The 24,788-nt window shown below is 64.8% G+C and carries 24 protein-coding genes; 16 read left to right on the top strand and 8 right to left on the bottom strand.

Annotation, left to right across the window (positions count from 1 at the left end; genetic code table 11):
• Positions 1 to 36: 36 nt before the first annotated feature.
• From eat to eutC, 3 genes are read left to right on the top strand one after another with little or no spacing between them, the layout of a single operon-like run.
• A complete protein-coding gene (gene eat / locus B4394_RS18495) occupies positions 37 to 1,464 on the top strand; it encodes an ethanolamine permease (protein WP_078315908.1) in 1,428 nt (475 codons plus the stop codon).
• Positions 1,461 to 2,876, top strand: a complete 1,416-nt coding sequence (locus B4394_RS18490; RefSeq protein ID WP_078311923.1) for an ethanolamine ammonia-lyase subunit EutB — start codon at positions 1,461 to 1,463, stop codon at positions 2,874 to 2,876. Before eat ends, B4394_RS18490 begins: the two co-directional genes overlap by 4 nt.
• Positions 2,873 to 3,646, top strand: a complete 774-nt coding sequence (eutC, locus tag B4394_RS18485) for an ethanolamine ammonia-lyase subunit EutC (protein ID WP_078311925.1) — start codon at positions 2,873 to 2,875, stop codon at positions 3,644 to 3,646. Before B4394_RS18490 ends, eutC begins: the two co-directional genes overlap by 4 nt.
• 9 nt (positions 3,647 to 3,655) lie before the next feature.
• On the opposite strand, the gene B4394_RS18480 is transcribed toward eutC, so the two are convergent.
• The 3 genes from B4394_RS18480 to B4394_RS18470 are packed head-to-tail and all read right to left on the bottom strand — an operon-like array spanning position 3,656 to position 6,569.
• Positions 3,656 to 5,599, bottom strand: coding sequence for a gamma-glutamyltransferase family protein (locus tag B4394_RS18480; RefSeq protein ID WP_078315907.1), 1,944 nt, complete (start codon positions 5,597 to 5,599; stop codon positions 3,656 to 3,658).
• Positions 5,600 to 5,618: 19 nt separating this feature from the next.
• Positions 5,619 to 6,254, bottom strand: coding sequence for a hypothetical protein (locus B4394_RS18475; protein ID WP_078315906.1), 636 nt, complete (start codon positions 6,252 to 6,254; stop codon positions 5,619 to 5,621).
• 15 nt (positions 6,255 to 6,269) lie between these two features.
• A complete protein-coding gene (locus tag B4394_RS18470) occupies positions 6,270 to 6,569 on the bottom strand; it encodes a hypothetical protein (RefSeq protein WP_286142113.1) in 300 nt (99 codons plus the stop codon).
• Between the two features lie 125 nt (positions 6,570 to 6,694).
• Here B4394_RS18470 and uvrC point away from each other — a divergent pair, with 125 nt between their 5' ends.
• From uvrC to tpiA, 8 genes are all read left to right on the top strand, one after another.
• A complete protein-coding gene (uvrC, locus tag B4394_RS18465) occupies positions 6,695 to 8,773 on the top strand; it encodes an excinuclease ABC subunit UvrC (protein WP_078311931.1) in 2,079 nt (692 codons plus the stop codon).
• The gene (rapZ, locus tag B4394_RS18460) at positions 8,742 to 9,647 is read left to right on the top strand and encodes an RNase adapter RapZ (RefSeq protein WP_078311933.1); all 906 of its coding nucleotides are present in this window, start codon (positions 8,742 to 8,744) and stop codon (positions 9,645 to 9,647) included. Before uvrC ends, rapZ begins: the two co-directional genes overlap by 32 nt.
• A complete protein-coding gene (locus tag B4394_RS18455) occupies positions 9,644 to 10,723 on the top strand; it encodes a gluconeogenesis factor YvcK family protein (protein WP_078311935.1) in 1,080 nt (359 codons plus the stop codon). The genes rapZ and B4394_RS18455 overlap by 4 nt, the downstream gene beginning before the upstream one ends.
• Positions 10,720 to 11,697 (top strand): DNA-binding protein WhiA, encoded by a 978-nt coding sequence (gene whiA, locus B4394_RS18450; protein ID WP_139360298.1) that lies wholly within the window; start codon positions 10,720 to 10,722, stop codon positions 11,695 to 11,697. Before B4394_RS18455 ends, whiA begins: the two co-directional genes overlap by 4 nt.
• A 179-nt stretch (positions 11,698 to 11,876) precedes the next feature.
• A complete protein-coding gene (locus B4394_RS18445) occupies positions 11,877 to 13,097 on the top strand; it encodes an MFS transporter (RefSeq protein ID WP_078312075.1) in 1,221 nt (406 codons plus the stop codon).
• Positions 13,098 to 13,152: 55 nt separating this feature from the next.
• The gene (gap, locus tag B4394_RS18440) at positions 13,153 to 14,175 is read left to right on the top strand and encodes a type I glyceraldehyde-3-phosphate dehydrogenase (protein WP_078295684.1); all 1,023 of its coding nucleotides are present in this window, start codon (positions 13,153 to 13,155) and stop codon (positions 14,173 to 14,175) included.
• A gap of 2 nt (positions 14,176 to 14,177) precedes the next feature.
• A complete protein-coding gene (locus tag B4394_RS18435; protein ID WP_078315905.1) occupies positions 14,178 to 15,404 on the top strand; it encodes a phosphoglycerate kinase in 1,227 nt (408 codons plus the stop codon).
• An 11-nt stretch (positions 15,405 to 15,415) separates the two neighbouring features.
• Positions 15,416 to 16,201, top strand: coding sequence for a triose-phosphate isomerase (gene tpiA, locus B4394_RS18430; protein ID WP_078315904.1), 786 nt, complete (start codon positions 15,416 to 15,418; stop codon positions 16,199 to 16,201).
• 1 nt (position 16,202) lies between these two features.
• Here tpiA and B4394_RS18425 read toward each other — a convergent pair whose 3' ends face one another.
• On the bottom strand, positions 16,203 to 17,888 hold the full coding sequence (locus B4394_RS18425) for a DUF2207 family protein (protein ID WP_078315903.1): 1,686 nt from the start codon (positions 17,886 to 17,888) through the stop codon (positions 16,203 to 16,205).
• A gap of 35 nt (positions 17,889 to 17,923) precedes the next feature.
• Between B4394_RS18425 and B4394_RS18420 the strand changes: the two genes are divergently transcribed.
• From B4394_RS18420 to B4394_RS18400, 5 genes are all read left to right on the top strand, one after another.
• Complete coding sequence (locus B4394_RS18420; RefSeq protein ID WP_078315902.1) at positions 17,924 to 19,132, top strand: neutral zinc metallopeptidase; 1,209 nt, start codon at positions 17,924 to 17,926, stop codon at positions 19,130 to 19,132.
• A 49-nt stretch (positions 19,133 to 19,181) separates the two neighbouring features.
• Positions 19,182 to 19,418 (top strand): preprotein translocase subunit SecG, encoded by a 237-nt coding sequence (gene secG / locus B4394_RS18415; protein ID WP_030093493.1) that lies wholly within the window; start codon positions 19,182 to 19,184, stop codon positions 19,416 to 19,418.
• 264 nt (positions 19,419 to 19,682) lie between these two features.
• Positions 19,683 to 20,069 carry a YbaB/EbfC family nucleoid-associated protein gene (locus tag B4394_RS18410; RefSeq protein ID WP_078315901.1) on the top strand — a complete coding sequence of 129 codons (387 nt, stop codon included), beginning with the start codon at positions 19,683 to 19,685 and terminating at the stop codon, positions 20,067 to 20,069.
• Positions 20,066 to 20,401: a hypothetical protein gene (locus tag B4394_RS18405; protein WP_078315900.1), complete on the top strand. Its 336-nt coding sequence runs from the start codon at positions 20,066 to 20,068 to the stop codon at positions 20,399 to 20,401. The genes B4394_RS18410 and B4394_RS18405 overlap by 4 nt, the downstream gene beginning before the upstream one ends.
• Positions 20,388 to 21,143 (top strand): hypothetical protein, encoded by a 756-nt coding sequence (locus B4394_RS18400; RefSeq protein ID WP_078312076.1) that lies wholly within the window; start codon positions 20,388 to 20,390, stop codon positions 21,141 to 21,143. The genes B4394_RS18405 and B4394_RS18400 overlap by 14 nt, the downstream gene beginning before the upstream one ends.
• On the opposite strand, the gene B4394_RS18395 is transcribed toward B4394_RS18400, so the two are convergent.
• The 4 genes from B4394_RS18395 to zwf all read right to left on the bottom strand — a co-directional run bounded on the left by B4394_RS18395 (position 21,140) and on the right by zwf (position 24,753).
• Positions 21,140 to 21,331 carry a cytochrome C oxidase subunit IV family protein gene (locus tag B4394_RS18395; protein WP_078315899.1) on the bottom strand — a complete coding sequence of 64 codons (192 nt, stop codon included), beginning with the start codon at positions 21,329 to 21,331 and terminating at the stop codon, positions 21,140 to 21,142. The genes B4394_RS18400 and B4394_RS18395 overlap by 4 nt on opposite strands.
• A gap of 259 nt (positions 21,332 to 21,590) precedes the next feature.
• Entirely contained in the window at positions 21,591 to 22,334 is a 744-nt protein-coding gene (gene pgl, locus B4394_RS18390) for a 6-phosphogluconolactonase (protein ID WP_078315898.1), read from the bottom strand.
• Positions 22,331 to 23,239, bottom strand: coding sequence for a glucose-6-phosphate dehydrogenase assembly protein OpcA (gene opcA / locus B4394_RS18385; protein WP_078315897.1), 909 nt, complete (start codon positions 23,237 to 23,239; stop codon positions 22,331 to 22,333). Before opcA ends, pgl begins: the two co-directional genes overlap by 4 nt.
• Complete coding sequence (zwf, locus tag B4394_RS18380) at positions 23,236 to 24,753, bottom strand: glucose-6-phosphate dehydrogenase (RefSeq protein WP_078315896.1); 1,518 nt, start codon at positions 24,751 to 24,753, stop codon at positions 23,236 to 23,238. The genes opcA and zwf overlap by 4 nt, the downstream gene beginning before the upstream one ends.
• Positions 24,754 to 24,788 lie beyond the last annotated feature (35 nt).

Here is a 24,788-nt window from a genome sequence, read left to right as displayed (position 1 = left end):
CACTGAATTGATCTGCGGAGAGCAAGGAAACGATATATGGCGACCACCAAGCACGGCCTAGTCGAGGAGCACCTCGAGAGCGCGGACTATCTGCGTAAGCGTCAACTCAAATCGGGGAGCGCGGGCTGGCTGTTGCTGGCCGGCCTCGGGGTGAGTTATGTGGTGTCCGGCGATTATTCGGGCTGGAACTTCGGGCTGAGCCAAGGCGGGTTCGGTGGACTGGCGATCGCCACCGTAGTGATCGCCGGTATGTACCTGGCGCTGGTGCTGGGCATGGCGGAGCTGTCTTCGGCACTGCCGACGGCAGGGGGCGGCTATACCTTCGCACGCCGCGCTATCGGTCCGTGGGGTGGATTTGCCACCGGCACAGCAATTCTCATCGAATACTCGATCGCCCCGGCGGCCATCGCCACCTTCATCGGCGCATACGTCCAGTCGTTGGGGCTGTTCGGCATCACCAATGGGTGGTGGGTCTACCTGGCCGCCTATGCCGTCTTCATCGGGATTCATCTGTCGGGCGTCGGTGAAGCGCTGAAGGTGATGTTCGCCATCACCGCGATTGCGTTGGTGGGCCTGCTGATCTTCGCGGTCGCCGCCGCCGGTCATTTCGACATCCACAACCTGACCAACATCGTGGTGGATGAAGGTGCCGCGGGAGCGTCGAGTGTCCTGCCGCATGGCTACCTGGGAATCTGGGCTGCCATCCCGTTCGCCATTTGGTTCTTCCTCGCCGTGGAGGGTGTTCCGCTGGCAGCCGAGGAGACGGCCAACCCGGAACGCAATGTGCCGCGGGGGATCATCGCGGCGATCGGCGTGCTCCTGGTGACTTGTGCGATCGCGCTGGTGCTGACCACCGGCGCCGGTGGCGCGGAACAGATGTCGGATTCAGGTAATCCGCTCGTCGAGGCGCTCGGCCACGGTACCGCCGCCAAGTTGGTCAACTACATCGGGTTGGCCGGACTCATCGCGAGCTTCTTCTCGATCATCTACGCATACTCGCGTCAGCTGTTCGCACTGTCGCGTGCCGGCTATTTGCCGACGGTTCTGTCGGTGACCAACTCCCGTAAGGCCCCGACACTGGCACTGATAGTCCCCGGCATCATCGGATTCGCACTGTCGCTGACGGGGCACGGCGACCTGCTGCTGAATATGGCGGTCTTCGGTGCTGCCCTGAGTTACGTGCTGATGATGGTCAGCCACATTGTGCTGCGGGTGCGTGAGCCGAACATGCCGCGCCCGTACCGCACTCCGGGCGGCATTGCCACCACCGGCTTCGCCCTGGTCGTCGCGGTGCTGGCGGTCATCGCTACGTTCCTCGTGAACCCGGTGGCGGCGGGCCTGTGTCTGGCCGTGTTCGCAGCGTTCATGGTGTATTTCGCGCTCTACAGCCGCCACCGCCTGGTGGCGAATTCGCCCGACGAGGAGTTCGCGATGCTGGCGGAGGCCGAAAGCGAGCTCACGTGAAGTACCGGCAACAGATCGCGGGGGTGAGCTACACCTTCGACGGGCTCGTGGATGTGATGGCCAAGGCGACGCCGTTGCGCTCGGGTGACCAGCTCGCCGGCTGCGCGGCGGAATCCGACGCCGAACGGGCCGCTGCGGCCTGGGTTCTCGCGGATCTGCCGCTCGACATGTTTCTCAACGAGGCGGTGGTGCCCTACGAAACCGATGAGGTCACCAGGCTGATCATCGACAGCCACGATCGCCGGGCCTACTCGGCCATCGCGCATCTGACCGTCGGCGGCTTTCGGGACTGGTTGCTGGAGAGCGCTTCCCGCGATGATGGCGCGCAGCGGATCGCCGCTGTCAGCACGGGGATAACCCCCGAGATGGCGGCGGCCGTGAGCAAGATCATGCGTAATCAAGATTTGGTCGCGGTGGGGGCCGCCATGCAGGTGAGCGCCGCGTTCCGCACGACCGTGGGCGGCAAGGGCACGCTGGCCACCCGACTCCAGCCGAATCACCCCACCGACGACCCCCGCGGTGTCGCCGCCGCCGTTCTTGACGGGCTTCTTCTGGGATGCGGTGACGCGGTCATCGGCATCAACCCGGCGACCGATTCACCGCACGCCACATCGGATCTGCTTCACCTCCTCGACGACATCAGATCGCGCTACGACATCCCCACCCAGTCGTGCGTTCTCTCCCACATCACCACGACGATCGGATTGATCGAACGGGGAGCGCCGGTGGATTTGACTTTCCAATCAATCGCGGGCACCGAGGGCGCCAACTCCGCTTTCGGAGTGAACATCGCGCTGCTACGCGAAGGTCGTGATGCGACCCGCGCCCTGCGGCGTGGGACCGTCGGGGACAACGTCATGTACCTGGAAACCGGACAGGGGTCCGCGTTGAGCTCTCGCGCTCATCTTGGCACTGGCGGCAAACCTGTTGACCAGCAGACACTAGAGGCGCGCGCCTACGCGGTGGCCCGCGACCTAGAACCGTTCCTGGTCAACACAGTCGTCGGATTCATCGGGCCGGAATATCTCTACGACGGTAAGCAGATAGTCCGCGCCGGGTTGGAAGATCACTTCTGCGGCAAGCTGCTTGGCCTGCCGATGGGTGTTGACGTCTGCTACACCAATCATGCCGAGGCCGACCAGAACGACATGGACACACTGCTCATCCTGCTTGCGGCGGCGGGAGTCGCGTTTGTCATCACCGTTCCCGGTGCTGACGACGTCATGCTCGGCTATCAAAGCCTGTCGTTTCACGATGTCCTGCAGGCACGCCGGACGCTGGGCCTGCGGCCGGCACCCGAGTTCGAGCAGTGGTTGCAGGCCATCGGAATGATCGACGAGGGTGGCCGTCTCACACCCTTTGACGTGGCCAGCTCGCCACTGCGCGCACTGACCACATCGGGTGCCCGATGACAACCGGTGATGTTGCCCGACAACAGTTTTGGAAAGAACTGCGGATGAACACCCAAGCCCGGATCGGGCTGGACCGGGCGGGCAATGCGCTGCACACCCGGGATGTATTGGACTTGGCCGCGGCCCACGCGGCGGCCCGCGATGCTGTCCACGTGCCGCTGGACACCGAGCGCCTCGCCGCCGACGTCGACGGAATCGGGCTGGGAATGCCCACCGTGGTCACCAGCCAAGTGAGTTCCCGGGCAGAGTATTTGCGTAGACCGGACCTCGGAAGGTTGCCCGCCGATTTGTCTGCCGTGCCGCGAGACGGGGCGGATATCGGATTTGTCCTCGCCGATGGTCTGTCACCGACGGCCCTCATGCGCCATGGTGTCGCGCTTGTTGGCGAACTCGCCCTGCAGCTCGGCGGCTCATATACGCTGGCTGCCCCCGTGATCGCCACACAGGCCCGGGTAGCGCTGGGCGACCACATCGCGGCGCAGGGACGGTTCCGCACGCTGATCGTCGTCATCGGTGAGCGGCCCGGGCTCAGTGTCGTCGACAGCCTCGGCATCTACCTCACGCACCTACCGCAGCCGGGTTGTACTGACGCCGATCGCAATTGCATCTCCAACATCCACCCTCCCGACGGGCTCAGTTACCGGGAGGCCGCGCACATCACAGCGAGCCTGGTAAGCGGTGCGCGCCGGTTGGGCCGTTCCGGTGTGTCACTCAAGGACACGTCGCGGGCCGGCGCGATCGATGATGCCAGCCCAAGCGAGCTGTGCTGACTGCTGTCCTTAGCCCGTATCGCCCATGACGAGGCCCTCACGGCGTGGATCCGCCCCGCCGATCCACCCCGGGCCCCGCCGCACCAGAGCCGACAGGCCACTGGACTGGTCGGCAACATCTACGGTATGACCGCGGCTACGCAGCCCTTGGACCAACGGATCGTTGGCGCCGTTGTCTCGGGCATCGATATTGGGGTGCTCGCCGCCGACGTTGGTCTTGCGGGAATTGTTGGCACCGAAGTCGACCATGGATACCGCCTGCTGGGGATCGAGGCCCCAGTCCAATATGCCGACAAGGGTTTTCACCACAAATTGGATGATTACCGCACCACCCGGCGATCCGAGCGCGAGCAGCAACGCACCACGCTTACCGGACTCCGTGCGTTCGAAGACCAGGGTGGGTGCCATGGAACTACGTGGCCGTTTGCCTGGTTGCAGCCGATTGGCAATCGGGAGTCCGTCCTTACCCACCGGCTCGGCAGAGAAGTCAGTGAGCTGGTTGTTGAGGATGAAGCCGTCGACCATGTGATAGGAGCCGAACGCGGATTCGACTGTGGTGGTGAGCGATGCGGCGTTGCCCTGCGCATCGACGACGGTCACCTGGCTGGTGCCGTGTTCCGGGGTGGACACGGCCGCCGACGCCGGCACATTGAAGTCGCCGGGTTTGGCGGTGCCCATCGTCTTCTCGCCGGAGATCAGTTTGGCGCGCCCGGTCAGGTAGGTCGCGTTGAGCAGGGTGTTCGGTGAATTGTCCGGGAGGGCTACGAAATCGGTGTCGGCGACATACTTGTCGCGATCCGCGTAGGCCAGCCGTTCTGCCTCAGCAATGTAGTGCACTCCGTCGACCGTGGGCCTGCCTCCGTCGAGGTCGACGTCCGTAGGCCGGTAGGAGGCCATCGGAAAGTTCTGCAACACGCCCAGGGTGGCGGCGACGGCGATACCACCCGAGGACGGCGCCGGCATGCCGCAGATTTCGTGATCGCGGTATGTGGTGCAGAGGGATTCGCGCTTCTTCGCCGTGTACCCGGAGAGATCGGCCGTCGTCATCAGGCTCGGGGTGCGTCCCGCCGAGGTATCTGCCGCCGCGGCGACGATATCCTCGGCGATCGCCCCCCGGTAGAAGGCGTCCGGTCCCTCGGTGGCAATAGCGCCAAGGGTTTTCGCGTAGGCGGGGTTGGTGAGCTTTGTCCCCGGGGACTTCGCTGATCCATCCGGATTGAGAAAGTAGGTGCCCGCCTCCTGGTCGAGGGCAAGGCCAGGCGCCGAGTCGCTGATCGCGGCAGCAAGACGAGGGCTGATGTCGAAGCCTTCATCCGCCAATTGGACTGCCGAAGTGAACAAGTCGCGCCATGGAACGGTGCCATGCGCGGCATGGGCGTCATGGAGCATGCGGATAATGCCGGGCACCCCGATCGAACGGCCCGATGATCGTGCATCGGGTCTGGGCTCGCCCCTGTCGGCATCATCGATCCAGCGCAGATAATTCTCCGTGGCCGCCGCGGGCGCGACCTCTCGGCCGTCGTATGCGTGTACCGCCCCCGTCCGGGCGTCGTAGTACACGAGGAAGCCGCCGCCGCCGATACCAGAGGATTGCGGTTCGACCAGGCCGAGCACGGTTTGTGCGGCAATCAGTGCGTCCGCCGCCTGGCCGCCGTCGCGCAGTACCCGGCATGCCGCCTGGGTGGCCAGCGGGTTGGCCGTCGCGACGGCAAAACTCGCGGTACGAACCGCCGACATGCCTTTGCGGTAACCGGTGGCTACCTCGGGATTGGTGGAGATATCACGTGGGGTTGTGGTGTCGGCGACAGCGGATTTCGCCACCGGGATGCCGTTGGTGACGATGCTGCACGGTTCGGATCCGGCACCCGGGCGCGTCGCGTGATCAGTCGAGCAACCTGCGGCGGTGAGGAGAGCGATCGAGGGGATGGCCAGCAGTCTCGACAGAGTCCTCACAGTTCCATCACGTTAGCGGTTACGGGGCGGTATCCACCGGGTGGTGGGAGAAGCCGATTTCGACGGGCGTGTTGACGAGCTCAGGGCTCCGGGCCGAAAGCGTGGCGTCGCCATTGGGATCGATCTGGACGGTTAAGGGTATGTCGGTGCCCTTGACCGTGGTCACCCTGGGCGATGCGAACATTCCGACCAACAGCGCCGGCTGATCGGGGCCCGCGCCATCGGATTCGATGAGCAATGTGGTGCCATGACGCACCCAGTGCGTGCCTGTGGGCAGTCCGAGGCGCAGGTTGTAGTCGAACGCGTCGGACGGGTTCTTCTTCACGATGGTGAAGTACTCGCCGCCGTCGACGAGAGGCGTCACGGTGAAGTCGGTATCGGAAGACCGGTAGGTGGCCTCGCCGTCGGCGCTCCATTCCGCGGGCAGCAGGGGAGCGTCCTCGGGCAAATGAATCGTCAGCAGCTCGCCGGGCTTGCCGGTCCTGACCTTGATGCCCTCCTGCGCGAAGACGGGAAGTATCGCTGTCCGGGGGGCGGTCTCAGAATTCGGTGTGGGTGCCGGGGTATCGGGATCAGCCGCGGCGATCGCGGGCGACAGGGCGATTCCGGTCATCGTCACCATGGCAATGGCCAGGGAGCCAACGCTGTTTCTCATCCATCGTCCTATCTGTCAGCACGCCAGTGTGACGTGAGCGACCTTGGTAGACACGGGAACCGATGTCGGCCTGTTACGCATATCGCGCGCACTGGCCACATTGGAGACCGGTGACTGCTGATTAACGGATTGGACGACGCAGTTGTCAGGATGGCCCGAACCGATTCTCGTCACGGTCACGCGATATCCACTGGACTGCAAGCTGTTGATCACGGCATCGGCATCGTTGGACGGACCGGCCAGGGCATGTATCGCGGTGATGAGGGACAGACCTGTCGCCGCGGCGGCGAACACGGATATCAGCCCCGTGGGCAATCTACGCACCGTTGCCGCTCCTTCGCCCCTTGGTTGAGGTACCCCCTGAGGGTAGCGGATTGCCGAAAGGCGCCGCGTGTCTATCGATGAGTTCGGGCGTCAGAGCCCCCGACTAGCCTGGATATGTGCCCGATCCCTCGACCTATCGACCGGCTCCCGGCTCGATACCCGTCGAGCCGGGGGTCTATCGATTCCGCGATCCGCACGGACGGGTCATCTACGTGGGCAAGGCCAAGAGCCTTCGTAGCCGGCTCACCTCGTACTTCGCCGATGTCGCGAGTCTGCATCCGCGTACCCGGCAGATGGTCACCACCGCGGGCAGCGTGGAATGGACCGTGGTGGGCACCGAGGTCGAAGCCCTGCAGCTCGAATACAACTGGATCAAGGAATTCGATCCGCGATTCAACGTCCGATACCGCGATGACAAGTCGTATCCGGTGCTTGCCGTCACGCTCAACGAGGAGTACCCGCGGCTGTTCGTCTACCGCGGGCCCCGCCGCAAGGGAGTGCGTTACTTCGGTCCGTACTCGCACGCGTGGGCCATCAGGGAAACACTCGATCTGCTCACCCGGGTTTTCCCTGCGCGCACGTGTTCCAATGGAGTGTTCAAGCGGCACAAACAGATTGATCGGCCGTGTCTACTCGGCTACATCGAAAAGTGCTCGGCGCCCTGTGTTGGACGGGTAAGCGCCGAAGAGCATCGCGAGATCGTTCTGGATTTCTGCGACTTCCTGTCGGGTAAGACGGATCGTCTGGCTCGTGACATGGAACGCGAAATGAACCATGCCGCCCAGGAACTCAATTTTGAGCGGGCGGCGCGGCTGCGGGACAATATCTCGGCGCTGCAGCGCGCTCTGGAGCGACAGACCGTGGTGTTCGGTGACGGCACCGATGCCGATGTGGTGGCATTCGCCGATGACGAGCTGGAAGCCGCCGTGCAAGTTTTCCACGTGCGCGGTGGGCGAGTTCGCGGCCAGCGCGGATGGATTGTCGAAAAGACTGGTGACCCAGGCGATTCGGATCTTGAAGGACTCGTCGAGCAGTTCCTCACACAGTTCTACGGCGATCAGGCCGATCTCGCCCATGTCGCCGATACGGATGCCGATGTGGCGCCCGTGCCACGTGAGGTCCTGGTGCCCGTGCTGCCGCGCGACGCCGAGGGGATGACCTCGTGGTTGACTGGTCTGCGCGGTTCTCGGGTCTCGTTGCGGGTACCGCAGCGCGGTGACAAAAAGGCCCTCGCTGAAACGGTGGAGCGCAACGCGAAAGAGGCACTTTCGCAGCACAAGCTCAAGCGTGCGGGCGATCTCACCACCAGATCGGCGGCATTGCAGGAGCTTCAGGATGCGCTGGGTCTCGAGCAGGCGCCGCTACGCATCGAGTGCATCGATATCAGCCATGTCCAGGGCACCGATGTGGTGGCCTCGCTGGTGGTCTTCGAGGACGGCCTATCCCGACGATCGGATTATCGCCACTACAGCATCAGGGAGGCTGCCGGCGACGGGCGTTCCGATGACGTCGCCTCTATCGCGGAGGTCACCCGCCGGCGATTCGCGCGGCATATGCACGACGCCCAGATTCACCAGGCCAGGGATCCGGGGGTGGATGTCGCCGGCGTCGCGGCTCCTGCGTTGGATGTCGCCGGCGTCGCGGCTCCGGAAGGCCGATCACGAAAGTTCGCCTATCCGCCAAATCTTTTCGTAGTCGACGGTGGTGCGCCCCAGGTCAACGCGGCCGCCGCTGAGTTGAGCGAGCTGGGTGTCACCGATGTCGCGGTCATCGGATTGGCCAAGCGGCTCGAAGAGGTGTGGGTGCCGGGCGAGGCGGATCCGGTGATCCTGCCGCGGACAAGTCAGGCGCTCTACCTACTGCAGCGTGTGCGCGACGAGGCGCACCGATTCGCGATCACGTTCCATCGCAGCAAGCGGTCCCGGCGGATGACTGCCTCGGTACTGGACGGCATACCCGGGCTAGGGGAGGCGCGCCGGGCCGCGCTCGTCTCGCATTTCGGTTCGGTGGCGCAGCTCAAGAAGGCCAGCGTCGAAGAGATCACCGCGGTTCCGGGTATTGGTGCGGCCACCGCGCTCGCGGTACGCGAGGCACTCGTCGGTCCTGACACTTCAGGTGCCACTTCCGGGGCAACCGACGCGCCGTTGCCCGCCATGGTCGAAAATGGAGTCGATGACACTCCACCCCCCTCATGAGACCGTGAACGCCGATATCGACGTCGTGCTGGTCACCGGTCTATCGGGCGCGGGCCGGGGCACGACCGCCAAGGTGCTCGAGGACCTGGGGTGGTACGTCGCGGACAATCTGCCGCCCGAGCTGATCACGCGCATGGTGGACCTGGGACTTGCCGCCGGTTCACGCATCACGCAGCTTGCCGTGGTGATGGACGTGCGGTCTCGGGGCTTCACCGGAAATCTGGAGTCGGTGCGTGCCGACCTGGCCACCCGGGGTATCAGCCCACGGGTGCTCTTCCTGGAGGCCTCCGACGAAAGCCTGGTGCGCCGCTACGAACAGAACCGGCGTAGCCACCCGTTGCAGGGCGGTCAGACGCTGGCCGAGGGCATCGCCGCCGAACGCATACTGCTCTCACCGATCCGGGCCTCAGCGGATCTGGTCATCGACACCTCATCACTTCCGGTGCCTGCGCTGCGTGCTGCTATCGAGCGCGCCTTCAGCACCGAGATGGTGGCGCATCTGAGCGTCACCGTGGAATCTTTTGGATTCAAATATGGGCTGCCGATGGATGCCGATATGGTCGTTGACGTCCGATTTCTACCGAACCCGCACTGGGTGGATGAGCTGCGGCCGCACACCGGTCAGCACCCATCGGTCAGTCAGTACGTGTTGAGCCAACCCGGTGCGGACGAGTTCTTGGACACCTACCATCGGCTGCTGAACCTCGTCATCGACGGTTACCGGCGAGAGGGAAAGCGCTACATGACAATCGCGGTCGGCTGTACAGGCGGTAAGCATCGCAGTGTCGCGATAGCCGAGGCGCTGGCCGCTTCCATGGCGCCCGATGAGGGCCTGTCGGTGCGGGTGTTGCACCGCGACCTGGGGCGCGAATGAACCCCGACACCGATCAGCCCCATTTCGCGCGACGTGAACCCCGCATCGTCGCCCTCGGCGGGGGGCACGGCCTCTACGCGACGCTGTCGGCGGCGCGACGGCTTACCCACGACATCACCGCCGTGGTGACGGTCTCCGACGACGGCGGGTCGTCCGGGCGAATCCGCTCGGAGCTGGGGATCGTGCCGCCCGGTGATCTGCGCATGGCCTTGGCGGCGCTCGCCTCCGACAGTCCGCGCGGGCGCATGTGGGCCACGGCCATTCAGCACCGGCTCGGCGGCAGCGGTGGACTGGCGGGGCATCCGATCGGCAACTTGATCCTGGCCGGACTCACCGACATGCTCGCTGATCCGGTCACCGCGCTCGACGAGATGGGACGCATGCTCGGCATCACCGGGCGGGTGCTGCCGATGTGTCCGATTCCGCTGCAGATCGAGGCTGACGTGTCCGGCTTGGAGTCCGACCCGCGGATGAGCCGGGTGATCCGCGGGCAGGTGGCATTGGCAACCACACCGGGCAAGGTGCGGCGGGTGCGTATGCACCCGGGTAATCCACCCGCCACCCGGCAGGCAGTGGAGGCCATTATGGCCGCCGACCTGGTGGTTTTAGGGCCCGGGTCGTGGTTCACGAGTGTTATCCCACACGTGCTGGTGCCCGACCTTTTCGCCGCCTTGCAGCAGACCCGGGCTCGCAAGGCCCTGATCTTGAACCTTGCCCCGGAACCGGGGGAGACCGCGGGCTTTTCCGCGGAGCGTCATTTGCACGTACTCTCGCAACACGCTCCCGAGTTCGGTGTGCATGACATCGTCGTCGAATCTGCGTCTGCAGATGACACCGAACGCGACCACCTGACCAGGGCAGCCGCCTTGTTCAATGCGCAGGTTCAATTCGCTGATGTCTCGCGTCCTGGTACACATTTACATGACCCTGCGAAACTGTCGGCGGTCTTGGATCGAGTACGGACGGGTAGTGCGGCCGCGGCCGCGGAAACAGATGCCGAATCCACGGTGCGCCTGGCAGCGGGGGGCGGGAGCACACAGCATGGAATCCAGAGAGGGGACGCCCCGTGGCGATGACCGCCGAGGTCAAGGACGAACTGAGCCGCCTGGTGGTGACTCAGGTCAGTAGCCGCCGCGCCGAGGTCGCGTCGCTGCTGCGGTTCGCCGGCGGACTGCATATCGTCAGCGGGCGGGTTGTCGTCGAGGCCGAGGTCGACCAGGGCAGCATCGCGCGGCGCCTGCGCAAGGACATCTTCGATCTGTACGGCTACAACGCCGTGGTGCACGTGTTGTCCGCGGGCGGTATCCGCAAGACAACGCGTTATGTGGTCCGTGTCGCCAAAGATGGCGAAGCGTTGGCGCGACAAACAGGTCTGCTCGACCTGCGGGGTCGCCCGGTGCGCGGGCTGCCCGCCCAGGTGGTCGGCGGCAGCGTGGCCGATGCCGAGGCCGCGTGGCGTGGTGCCTTCCTGGCACACGGCTCACTAACGGAACCCGGCAGGTCCTCGGCACTGGAGGTCAGCTGCCCGGGTCCCGAGGCCGCGCTGGCATTAGTGGGCGCGGCTCGGCGGCTTGGTGTGAGTGCCAAAGCGCGCGAGGTCCGGGGCAGCGATCGCGTGGTGGTACGTGACGGCGAGGCCATCGGTGCCCTGCTCACCCGGATGGGCGCCCAGGACACCCGACTGACCTGGGAAGAGCGCCGGATGCGCCGTGAGGTGCGGGCAACGGCGAACCGGCTCGCCAATTTCGATGACGCGAACCTGCGCAGATCCGCGCGTGCGGCGGTCGCTGCCGCCGCCCGGGTGGAGCGGGCGCTGGAAATCCTTGGTGACACGGTGCCGGATCATCTCGCGGCGGCCGGAAAGTTGCGCGTCGAGCACCGTCAGGCATCGCTTGAGGAGCTGGGCCGTCTCGCCGAGCCGGTGATGACCAAAGATGCTGTCGCAGGACGCATTCGGCGATTGTTGTCGATGGCTGATCGTAAGGCCAAGACCGACGGCATTCCCGATACCGAGTCCGCGGTGACCCCGGAGCTGCTCGAAGAGGCCTAGCCAGTCCACCGGCGGCAGGCAAAAACCGATGGCGAATTGTCGGAGCGCTTTCGTACTCTGGGGCAGTGGACTTCGCTAAGCAGGTGAAAACCGAAGGGGTCCTTGGGAAAAACCCTGAGGACTCTTCGGGCGAGGAACCACACCATCAGGGCACCCGACTTCCGCGCGCGCTGCGTCCACTGCGGCATCGCGATTATCGACTGCTGACGCTCGGCCTGGCCGTGACCCTGCTGGGCAATGGCATGTGGACCGTGGCACTGGTGTGGCAGGTCATCCGGATGGGCATGGGGCCGGGACAGGTGGCCGTGGCGGGCACCATGTTCAGCATCGGACTGCTGATCAGTGTGTTGCCCGCGGGCGTGGCCGCGGACCGGCTGCCCAAGCTGTGGGTAATGCGCTGCTCGCTGATCGTGCAGGCCTCGATTATGTTCGTCACGGCGCTGCTGGCCCTGACCGGCAGCCTGCAGATCTGGCATCTTGGCGTGACGTCGCTGCTGTTCGGGATCTCCGAAGGCCTTTACATCCCGTCGTACACCGCACTGCTGCCGAGCCTGCTGCCACATGACGAACTGTTGGCCGCCAATGGGATCGAAGGGGTGCTGCGACCCACGGTGCAACTGGCCTTGGGCCCCGCGATCGGCGCCACAATCGTCAATGCATGGGCGCCCGGCGGGGTGTTCTTGACCGAGGGCGTCCTCATCGTGATCGCCGTCGGCTGCCTGGCTCTCATTCGGCATCGGCATGAGCCGGTGCCGACGAGCGTCGACGAGCATCCGCTCCAACGCGCGGCCACCGATCTCCTCGACGGATTTAGATACATGGTGCGCACCGGCTGGTTCTTCGCGACGCTTCTCTTCGCGATCGGCTATGTGCTGGTGGTGGTCGGCCCCATTGAAATCCTGCTGCCGTTCGTGATTCGTGATCACGGCGGTGATCCGGGTTCGCATGCCACGGTGTTGGCGTTGTTCGGTATCGCGGGTGCGGTGGGCTCATTCGTGGTGTCCTCACTGCCCCTGGCACGCCGGTATCTGACCGTGATGATCCTGATGTGGGGTGCCGGGTCGCTGCCGCTGGTGCTCATAGGATTCACCGGGCACCTGTGGACCATCATCGTGGCGATGATCATCGTCGGCGGAACCATGCAGGCAGCCAATGTCATCTGGGGCACCCTCATGCAGCGCCGGGTGCCCGAGGAGATGCTGGGCCGCGCCGCCAGCATGGACTTCTTCGTCTCGCTGGTGGGGTTGCCGGCGTCCTTCGCATTGGTCGTGCCGGTGGCTCACCTGATCGGCAATACCGCAGTGTTCATCATCGCCGGGATAGCGCCGCTGGTTCTGGCGGTCGCCGCCCACGCATTGGCGCGACTGGGCCGGGACGAAGTGGCTCACCCCCTGGGCTAATGTGAGTCCCGATAACGGGTACACCACATATCAAACAGACAAGAGGGAGCGCTACGTGACTGTCCGGGTAGGCGTAAACGGGTTTGGCCGGATCGGCCGGAACTTCTTTCGGGCACTGGACGCGCAGAAGGCTCAAGGGATTAACACCGACATCGAGATTGTCGCGGTCAATGACCTGACCGATAACGCCACCCTGGCCCACCTGCTGAAATTCGACTCCATCCTGGGTCGGCTTCCGTACGACGTCAGCCTGGAAGGCGACGACACGATCGTTGTCGGCGACCACAAGATCAAGGCCCTCGAGGTCCGCGAAGGACCGGCGGCGCTGCCGTGGGGTGACCTGGGTGTCGATGTCGTCGTCGAATCGACCGGCATCTTCACCAAGCGTGACAAGGCGCAGGGCCACCTGGACGCCGGCGCCAAGAAGGTCATCATCTCCGCGCCCGCCAGTGATGAGGACATCACCATCGTGCTGGGCGTCAACGACGACAAGTACGACGGCAGCCAGAACATCATCTCCAACGCCTCGTGCACCACGAACTGCCTCGGACCGCTGGCCAAGGTGCTCAACGACGAGTTCGGCATCGTCAAGGGCCTGATGACCACCATCCACGCCTACACCCAGGACCAGAACCTGCAGGACGGCCCGCACAGCGACCTGCGCCGCGCCCGCGCCGCCGCCCTGAACATCGTGCCGACCTCGACCGGCGCCGCCAAGGCCATCGGGCTGGTGCTGCCCGAGCTCAAGGGCAAGCTCGATGGCTACGCCCTGCGCGTGCCGATCCCCACAGGTTCGGCGACCGACCTCACCGTGGAGCTTGCCAAGGCCGCCAGCGCCGCCGACATCAACGCCGCCATGAAGGCCGCCGCGGAGGGCAAGCTCAAGGGCATCCTGAAGTACTACGACGCGCCGATCGTGTCCTCGGACATCGTCACCGACCCGCACAGCTCGATCTTCGACGCGGGGCTGACCAAGGTGATCGACAACCAGGCCAAGGTGGTCTCCTGGTACGACAACGAGTGGGGCTACTCGAACCGCCTGGTCGACCTGGTCGGCCTGGTCGGCAAGTCGCTGTAACGATGGCGATCAAGTCCCTCAACGATCTGCTGGCAGAGGGAGTTTCGGGCAAGGGCGTGCTGGTCCGGTCGGACCTGAACGTCCCGCTCGATGACAATCTCAACATCACCGACCCCGGCCGCATCGTGGCGTCGGTCCCGACCATCCGCGCGCTCGCGGGTGCGGGGGCCAAGGTCATCGTCACCGCACACCTGGGCCGCCCCGACGGCAAGCCGGATCCCGGGTTGTCGCTGGCTCCCGTGGGTGCCGCGCTCGGCGAACTGCTGGGTCAGCACGTACAGGTCGCCGGCGATGTCGTCGGCACCGATGCGCTGGCGCGCGCCGAAGGCCTTACCGATGGCGACGTGCTCCTGTTGGAGAACATTCGGTTCGATCCGCGCGAGACCAGCAAGGACGACGCACAGCGGCTGGCGCTTGCCCAGGAGCTCGCCGAATTGGTGGGCGGCCCAACGGGTACCGACGGTGCGTTCGTCTCCGACGGTTTCGGTGTGGTGCATCGCAAGCAGGCCTCCGTCTACGACGTGGCGACCCTGCTGCCGCATTACGCCGGTGGTCTGGTGGCTGCCGAGGTCGAGGTGCTCAAGCGGCTGTCCGAGTCCACCGAGCGTCCGTACGCGGTGGTGCTTGGCGGGTCGAAGGTCTCGGACAAACTGGCGGTCATCGAATCGCTGGCCACCAAGGCCGACAGCCTGGTGATCGGCGGCGGGATGTGCTTCACATTCCTGGCCGCGCAGGGGCTGCCGGTGGGCAAGTCGCTGGTGCAGCCGGAGATGGTGGACACCTGCAAGCGGCTGCTCGATACCTATGCCGATGTGATCCATCTGCCGATGGACATCGTGGCTGCGGACGAGTTCGCCGCCGATTCACCGTCGGAAATCGTTGCCGCGGACGCTATTCCAGAAGGCAAAATGGGCCTGGACATCGGGCCGGAGTCGGTGAAGCGATTCACAGCCGTGCTGTCGAATGCCAAGACCATCTTCTGGAACGGTCCCATGGGTGTCTTCGAGTTCCCGGCTTTCGCCGCCGGAACCCGGGGTGTCGCCGAGGCGATCATCGCGGCCACCGAGAAGGGCGCGTTCAGCGTGGTCGGCGGTGGTGATTCGGCGGCCGCGGTGCGTGCGCTGGACCTGCCGGACGACGGCTTCTCGCACATCTCCACCGGTGGTGGTGCATCCCTGGAATACCTTGAAGGCAAGGCGCTTCCGGGCATCGACGTATTAGAGGACTAGGGGAGCCCCGCATGTCGCGTAAGCCGCTGATCGCCGGCAACTGGAAGATGAACCTCAATCACTTCGAGGCCATCGCTCTGGTGCAAAAGATTGCGTTCTCGTTGCCGGACAAGTACTTCGACAAGGTGGACGTGACGGTCATTCCGCCGTTCACCGATATCCGGAGTGTGCAGACCCTGGTCGACGGGGACAAGCTGCGTCTTACCTATGGCGCCCAGGACTTGTCGGTATACGACTCGGGTGCCTACACCGGTGAGATCAGCGGCGCATTTCTGGCGAAGCTGGGGGTCACCTACGTCGTGGTCGGGCACTCCGAGCGTCGTCAGTACCACGCCGAGGATGATGCGCTGGTCGCTGCCAAGGCCGCTGCGGCGCTCAAGCACGGCCTGACTCCGATCGTCTGCATTGGTGAGGCTCTCGACATCCGCGAAGCGGGGGACCACGTCCAGTACAACGTGGACTCCTTGCGTGGGTCGCTGGCCGGGCTCAGTGCGGACCAAATCGAGAAGGTCGTCATCGCCTATGAGCCGGTATGGGCGATTGGCACCGGCCGGGTGGCCAGTGCGGCGGATGCGCAGGAGGTGTGTGCCGCGATCCGTGCCGAGCTGGCCCAGATCGCGAACGCCTCGGTGGCCGCCTCGGTGCGCGTCCTGTACGGCGGCTCAGCCAATGCCAAGAACGTGGGCGAACTGATCGCGCAAGACGATGTCGACGGTGCGCTGGTGGGCGGCGCCTCCCTGGACGGTGAGCAGTTCGCCCAGATGTCGGCGATCGCCGCGGGTGGGCCCCTGCTCTAACTCAGCTGTCCGGCAGATTCCGCAAATGCGCTGCGCGCGCGAGCACGCCATCAAGGGTAGTGAGGAAGAGCGGCAGGTTCGCGGTGATCGCCGACATGCCTGCCGCCAGGTCCTTCATCTCGTTCTCGCGCGAAGCGGTGTCGTACCAATCGATACCCGGTGAACCGTCCATGGTGGTGTCGAGTGTTTCCAGTGCCGTGAGCCACGGGCCGAGCTGACCGAGGACGATGGCGTACGGCGCTGCCCGGGTCAGGACGATCTCGCGGTCGGCGGCGTCCAATGCCTCGACGTCGAGCTCACGCAGATAGCGGCGCAACGCAGCCACGTGCGCCGTCAGCAGGTGACCGCGCGCAGTGCGGACCGGCAGCATCATGCCGGTCAGCGCGCAGACCGCGCCCAGGCCGGACAGTGCTACCCCGACCATGGCGTTGCCGATGCTGGTGGCCAACACGGCGGTGACCAGGAGGCCGGCCAGCAGCATGCCGATTCCATAGCGGGTCAAGGTACCGAGGCGTTGCGGTGCATGGCGGAACCATCCGTGGAGCTGTGCGTCGGCGTACATCGCATCGGGGATGCTGCCGAGATCCAGACGAGGTCCCGGCAGGCGGAGGCTGGACATGAACACCGTCTGGGTGTCATCGGGCAACAGCATGTCCACAAGCCGGGTCTCATAGGCGGTCAAGAGGTCGTCTGCCGGAGCGCGCCGGGACATCTGCCAGTCGAGCTGGCCATCGGGGCCGTTTGTTTCGGCGATCCATAGGTATCCGCGCACTGCCAGGTCGATGACCGTTGCCGTCAGATCGACAGCATCGACACGCAGATCGGTGACGGTGCCCACCTGGCCCGGCAGTACCCCGTCCGGCGCGGCGAAGCGTGATCCCTTCTCGTCGTGCACCAGGGGATCGGCTGGGGTGACAACGATTCTAGCGGCGCGCACGTCTCGGCGACGTGCGATCATCACCCACCCCGCTAGTGCCGCCGAGACGACGCCGAGACTGATCAGCGCGGTAGTGGCGGGCCACGTCAGCGCGAAGGGGCCCTGCGTGCCGGGGAGCGCGGTGAAGGTTGCGCTCGCCGGCACGGTGCCTGCCGGAACCGCCACGGTGAAGGTGGCGATGGCATCCGGCGGCAGTTCGTCCTGCTGGACGCGAACTACTCCGGTGTGATCGACCTGTGCTGCGGTACAACGTATTTGAGATCCCGGTGCGCCCAGTGTGCATGACGGGGAGCTGGGTTTGGTGCTGGGAGAGGCGAATGACGCGGTGACATCGTGCAGGCCGGAGTGCCAGCCGGAGGCAAACGGCCAGAGCACCTGCTGGTGGTTGGCCATGTCGGCGACGGTCCCGCGAACCGTGTAGGCAACGGTCGCCGGGCCACTAGCGGTGGTAATCAACGTGTTTCCGTCGATTGTCGCCGTCCCATCACCCGATGTGGTGACGTTGCTGACCTCAAAGTGCTGAACCCGATTGCCCTCAACGGCCATGTCCAGAGGCAGATGCCGTTGCAGCACTTGATTTTCGGCGGGCGTGACGGTCTCGATGACATTCAGTGTGCCGTCCTCGGCGAGGGTCATGGCAACAGCGACCGTGCCCGGGGAAACATCGCCGCTTGCCGGGGCTGCCATGAGAAGCCAGCCCACGCACACCGACAGACACAGTGCCAACTGCAACATCACCCCGCGAGTCATCTCTCCCACGGCGGTAACCCTAGGTCAGGGTCGATATGCTGGCGCCGATTCACAGAACGTGTTGGGGGGGAGTGGACGACGTGGGGCCGCAGCCGTACTGCCAGCCCAGGCCTGTACCTGCCTGGGATGCACCGCTGCCACCGCCGGCCCGTGCCCAGCTAGCGCCACCTCCTGGTTGGCGCCCGTTGCCGGTACCGGCCTTTCCTGGATACCCGGTGGCCCAAGCGCCGTCCGGTTATCGAGTGCCGCCGGCTGGGCCGGTATATCCGCCGCCGGCAGCCTACGGACGGCCTCGGCCCGCGCGACGTAGGTCTGCCCACGGCTGGATCATCGGTGGCGCGGCTTTCGTGTTGGTCGGGGTCTTGATGTTCGGAACGGCTGCGGTGTGGGCTCTCCACTCGGGGGGACGCCATCCGGTGCGGGCCACCTCGGCGTGGCAGTACCCATCGGCCACACCCTGGACGGCATCCCCAACTAGTGCCATCGGGATGCCGACGAAGTCGACGCCGCAACCGCCGCCCGAACCCCGGCCCGTGTACGCGCTTGGCGATAACCCTTTGTTTCGGGACCAGGGCGCTGGGTTCACCAATGCGCCCTGCTCAACGAGCACATGGCCGTTTGATATTCCCCACGCCGAGGCGTTTTACCGGGATCTGCGTGGGTGCTTGGATCCGGAGTGGAAGCGGCTTCTGGACTGGTCCCGCCTGCCATGGTCATCGCCGGGGTTGGTAGTGGCAGGAAGCTATGTGGATTCTCCCTGTGGGGACGAGGACTTCGGCGGCAGCGAGACAGCCGCCTTCTACTGCTCGTCGAATAACACGATCTACATGTCAACGGTGAGTATGTCGCCGAACAGGTACGGAAATCACGACGGTTTCTACCTTGCCGTTTACGCGCATGAGTACGGGCATCACGCCCAGGAGCTCAGCGGGATATCGTCGGAGGAGTGGAACCAGCGCGTTGCTGCGGGAGTGGATTCTCCGCTGGGGCTGGAGTTGTCTCGGCGTAGTGAACTTCAGGCTCAGTGCTTCTCCGGAATGTTCCTGGGTTCGCGGCGCGGGGGCACCATCACCCAGCAAGAACTCGATCTGGCCTGGAACGATCAAGATCGGGGCGATGGGCAACGGTCGAAACGTGACCACGGTTCCAATGAGCATTCCGCGGCATGGTGGCGGCACGGGTCACTGACGAATCGCCTGTGGGAATGTAATACCTGGCTGTCTGACAGTTCTGAAGTGAGCTGACAGGCGTCCCTGCGCAGGTCGCCGGAACGGAGCCGGTAGTCTTACCCCCATGGAATTGGCGCTGCAGATCATCCTGGTGATCACGAGCTTGTTGGTGGTCCTGCTGGTGCTACTGCACCGGGCGAAGGGTGGCGGTCTGTCGACGCTGTTCGGTGGTGGCGTTCAGTCGAGCCTCTCCGGTTCCACCGTGGTGGAGAAGAACCTGGACCGGCTCACTTACTTCGTCACCGCCATCTGGGTGATCTCGATCATCGGCGTTGGGCTGGAGATCAAGCTCGGCGGCTAGCCCAATAACGACTCCCAAACAGCGGACTACTACACGGGTAGTCCGCTGTTTTGTCTCTGCAGGAGACATTCTCGCAGGTGGTTGCTATTTTACTTATTTGCCGAGAAATTTCTTCAAAAATCATGGAACCGATTGCGCTCTCGGCACATCAATCTTTATGTATGGCACAGAAGTCGACAAGTGCCATCAGAGGTCGGTGGATCGGGGACGCGGAGGGGACGTTCCCGGTCCACCGGCCGCGCCCCAGGAAAGGAGCCCCTCGTCATGTCGGAGTGCCGTGGTGACCCCCGCCAATGGATTCGTGAGTACCAGGATCGCCTGGAGGTTCTTGGGCAGCGTGCCCAGTATGTGCAACAGACCGTCGGTCTGGTGCGGGGCCATGCGAAGGATGACGTCGGGGTAGCGGTGACCGTTGGGTCGGGCGGCCGCATCGAGGCCCTGGACCTGGATGAATCGACGCTGTCGATGGACGCCGGGGATCTGTCGGCCATCATCACCAGAACTATCGCCGCGGCGCAGGTCAACGCGGCCAGCCAGATCCACAGCGCATTGCACGACCTCACCGGCGACGGGCCGGCGATGGACTACGTCAAGGGCTACCTGGACGGGGGGCACCTGGGGGAGGGTGAGCATCTGGGATCGCCGTCATGAACGGCGAGACGAGCGGGACCTTCCACTTTGACCGCGATGTGGTGCTGCACGAAGCGGCGAACCTGGAGAGCGCCGGGGGCTCGGTGCGATTCTTGCTTGAGCACCATGGAGGCGGGCTCGGCGAGCAGGACCTGGGGGCGGTGTCGTCGGATTTCGTGATGTCGGTGCGGGGGAGTATCGACCAGCTTTCTGACGCGGTCCGGACCCTGGGAGATGTCATGGTGGAGACGGGACAGCGTCTGCACGACCAGGCTCGGCGGATCGCCGAAGCGGAGGATCAGACCGTCGCCGCGATGACGAAGATTGGTGAAGGGTTCGGTGGACACCCTTGATGCCGAGCTGAAACCGCTCACTCGCCTCCATGACGCCGGATTGGGCTTCATGGTCGAGCATGTGCAGTTCCTCGAAGAACCACTCGATGCGCTTCGGGGTGACCCGGTCGCAGCCTCCGCGGAGGCCACCTTCTGGCGATACTGCATTGCCGATGTCACCAATGTGCAGCAGGAGCTGTCGGCTGTGCTCAGCGCGCTGGGTGACGGTCACAGTGGTGCGGCAGCAACAGGATTCGGGGAGGCGGCCGGTCTCCTCGACGATGCTCTACAAGAGCTGCGAGTGGTCGCGGCGAACGTCAATCAGCGCATCAACGTGGTGACGGATCTGGTTACGCATACTCGAAGCATGCTCGGGCAATGGGTGGAAGGGTACGTCGACGACATCATCACCGAGTTCACCGCAGCACGAGCTGCCTCACCCATCACCCAGGGCGGCAGCGTGGCGACCACCATCGCTTCTGCGGTAGCAGATGCCTCCGAGCTTGGAAACAAGATGGGGCGCACGCTGTCTCAGCTCCTGGACCGTCTTGACGAGCATGCGACCGCGATCCGGGACGGGGTGGCCGAGTTCTCGATGAATGTGGAGCGCCTGCGGACGCCCGCGCCGGGACCCGCCGCCGCACCGGTTGCGGCCCCGGCCGTACGGCAGTCGCCGCCGGCTTCGGAACCGGCACCGGCCGAGCACGGATTGTCTGTGGATCCGGATGCGCTGTTCGCCGCGGGACAGGGCAACGAGAGTTAGACCCTCGCGCACAGGGTGTACGCCAGGATTCCGAATACGGCCATGGTCCATGCACCGCACAGCATTTGAAGCCACCGCGGAGCCCGATTGATCTCCATGCAGGACGCGACGATCAGCGCCACTTTGATCGCCGTCAGCGCCAGAATGATCAGTGTCGCCGGATGTGCCGCATACCTTCCGAAGGTCAATACCCACGTCGCGAGGGTGCTGCCACGGCCTGCCGGATGACGCCGTACATCACAAGGGTGCGTCGAGGCCGGGCCCCGAGAATGCAGTACGGGAACTAGGTTCCGATTGTGCGGACATGGGCATTCCGTAAAGCGCAGAGCGGCAACACCTTTCGGGCATTGCCCGAAAGGCAAGACATGGTGAGGGCAATAGACTCCCGGCCGGGGAGACGCTGGGTCCGGCCCACGTCCACGTATCGGCAGGGTTGGGCGCGCCCGGCTAGTCCAGCTGGCTCGCCGCGGCCTCATCGAGCAGCCACACCGTGCGCTCGGTCCCGATGGCGCCTGCCGCGGGTAGGTCGATCGGGTCGGCTCCGCCAATGGCCGCGGCGACCGCCTCGGCCTTGGCCTCGCCCGAAACGACCAGCCATACCTCGCGTGAACGCTGAATCGCGGGCAATGTCAACGTGATCCGTTGCGGTGGTGGCTTGGGAGAATTGGGTACAGCCACGACCAGGCGGTGCGTCTCCCTGACGGCATCGGTGTGCGGGAACAGCGAGTTGATGTGGCCCTCACCGCCCATCCCCAGCAGGTGTACGTCGAATGCGGGGCAGTCCTGGCCCGGCTCGGCATTGGCGGCGAGTAGCTGTTCGTAAGCCAGCGCCGCCGCATCCAGGTCGGTGCCGTATTCGCTTTCGCTATTGGGCATGGCGTGCATATTGCGCATCGGGAAGTCGACATGCTCAAGCAGCGCCTCCCAGGCCTGCCAGGCATTGCGTTCCGGGTCGGTTTTGGGGACGTACCGGTCGTCGCCCCAGAAGACGTGGACATTGTCCCAGTCGAGATCGCTCGCGACATCGCGCAGGTGTTTGAGCAGGGCAATACCGGTGCCGCCGCCGGTGAGCACGATCATCGCCTTGCCGCGGTCGGTGAGGGCACCAGCGATCGCCAGAGCGAGCCGATCACCCGCCGCGGTCACCAAAGCATTGGTGTCCGCGTACTTTTCGATGATTGTTTCACTCATTGGTACTGCACCTTCGCGATTCCCTCAAGCGCCGTGCGGTAGATCTCATCGGGGTCGAGGCGGCGCAAGTCCTCGGCCAGGCAATCTCGTGTTTCTCTGCGGGGCAAAGGAAGTGATGCCGACGGGCGTCCGGTGCGGGCCAATGTCGCGATGGCGCCGGTCTGGGGCCGACTCAGGGCGACGACCTCGCTGTCCCGGTGCAGTTCCACCTTGAGCTCACCGACCAGCCGGGTGACGGGACCCTCGATACGTGAGGCGAGCCAACCCGCGATGACATCCAGGGCCGGCTCGGTGGCCAGCCCGGACACCACTGCCGAGTTGATGCCCTCGTACGGTGGCTGATCCAGCGCCGAGGCCAGCAGCGCCCGCCAGTACGTGATCCGGCTCCACGACAGATCGGTATCGCCCGGGGTGTACCCGGCGAGCCGGTTCTTAATGGCATTCAGGGGGTCCGGTGCCGTCGTCGCATCGGTGATCCGCCGAATCGCCAAGCGCCCCAGCGGATCTTTAGCGGGGACGGGTGGAGCCTGGTTGGGCCACCAGGCCACCACAGGAGTGTCGGGCAGCAGGAACGGGATAACAACGCTGTGCTCGTGCGCGGCGAGCGGGCCGCGCAGCCGCAGCACGACAACCTCGCCGGCACCGGCATCGCCGCCGACACGGATCTGGGCATTCAGGCCGGTCTTGGGGGCCAGCGGATTGCGTTCGAGCACGATGATGCGGCATGGATGCTCGTGGCTGGCACCGTTGGCGGCCTCGATGACCTCTTCGACGTTATCGCCGGCATCGGTGATGACGACCAGAGTCAGCACCCGCGCCATAGTGACCGCGCCGCCGGTTTCGCGCAGCTCGACCAGCTTCTTGTTGACGTCATTGGTGGTGGTGTCGGGCAGATCGATGATCATGGTCGCCTCCAGTCACGTCCCGTACGGGCCAGCATGTCGAACGCCGACTGCGGGCCCCAGGTGCCGGATTCGTAGGTGTCGGGTTTTCCGCCCGATGCCCAGAAGTCCAGCGCGGGATCCAGTATCCTCCAAGATAATTCGACCTCGGCATTCACAGGGAACAGCGAGGGTTCTCCCAACAGCACATCGAGGATCAACCGCTCGTAGGCCTCCGGCGATTCCTCGGTGAAGGCCTGCTCGTACGAGAAGTCCATATTGACGTCGCGTACCTCCATGGCGGTACCGGGAACCTTCGATCCGAACCGGAGCGTGACACCTTCGTCGGGCTGCACCCGAATCACCAGCGCGTTGGCGCCCAGTTCCTCGGTCATCGTGGAGTCGAAAGGCAGGTGGGGCGCTCGTTTGAACACCAGGGCGATTTCGGTGACCCGGCGGCCCAGGCGTTTTCCGGTACGCAGGTAGAACGGCACTCCGGCCCATCGCCGACTGTCGACCTCCAGGGTGATCGCGGCGTATGTCTCGGTGGTCGAGGTCTTGGAGAAGCCTTCCTCCTCCAGCAGCCCGGGCACCTGCTGGCTGCCCTGCCAGCCGGGTCCGTACTGGCCGCGGGCCGTGGTTTCGGCGAGCGGCTCGGCAAGCCGAGTGGCCGAGAGCACCTTGATCTTTTCGGCCTGCAGCTCTGCGGGGGAGAAGTTGATGGGTTCTTCCATCGCGGTGAACGCCAGCAGCTGCAGCAGGTGATTCTGGATGACATCGCGTGCTGCCCCGATGCCGTCGTAATACCCTGCGCGGCCGCCCAATCCGATGTCCTCGGCCATCGTGATCTGCACATGGTCGACGAAGTGTGCATTCCAGATCGGGTCGAACAGCTGGTTGGCAAAGCGCAGTGCCAGGATGTTCTGCACCGTCTCCTTACCGAGGTAGTGGTCGATCCGGAAAACAGACTCCTCGGGGAAAACCTCATTGACCACCGCGTTCAGTTCGCGGGCGCTCTGCAGATCATGGCCGAACGGCTTCTCGATGACCACTCGCCGCCATGCGCCGTCGATCGGCTGCGCGAGGCTGGATTTGGACAGCTGCTCGCATACGGTGGGGAAGGCCTTCGGCGGAATCGACAGGTAGAAGGCGTGATTGCCGCCGGTGCCGCGTTCCTCATCGAGAGCGCGCAGTGTCTTCTTGAGCTGCTCGAAAGCGGCGTCGTCGTCGAAACTGCCCTGCACGAAGCGGATTCCCTCGGCCAGGCGGTCCCATACGTGTTGGCGGAACGGCGTGCGCGAATGCTCCTTGACGGCGTCGAGCACGATCTGCCCGAAATCCTCGTTGGCCCAGTCCCGGCGGGCGAATCCGACCAATGCGAAGGACGGCGGCAGCAGGCCACGGTTGGCGAGGTCATAGATGGCCGGCATCAGCTTCTTGCGGGCCAGATCGCCGGTGACCCCGAAGATCACCAGCGAGCAGGGGCCCGCGATACGCGGAAGACGTTTGTCGCGCTTGTCTCGCAACGGGTTTGTCATGGATGAGCCTTTCGTGTGAAGACCGTCATCCACGC

The sequence above is a fragment of the Mycobacterium sp. D16Q16 genome (genome assembly GCF_002013745.1).
GTDB lineage: Bacteria > Actinomycetota > Actinomycetes > Mycobacteriales > Mycobacteriaceae > Mycobacterium.
The sequence above is the reverse complement of the archived record's forward strand: the minus strand, read 5'-3'. Positions and strand labels throughout refer to the sequence as shown.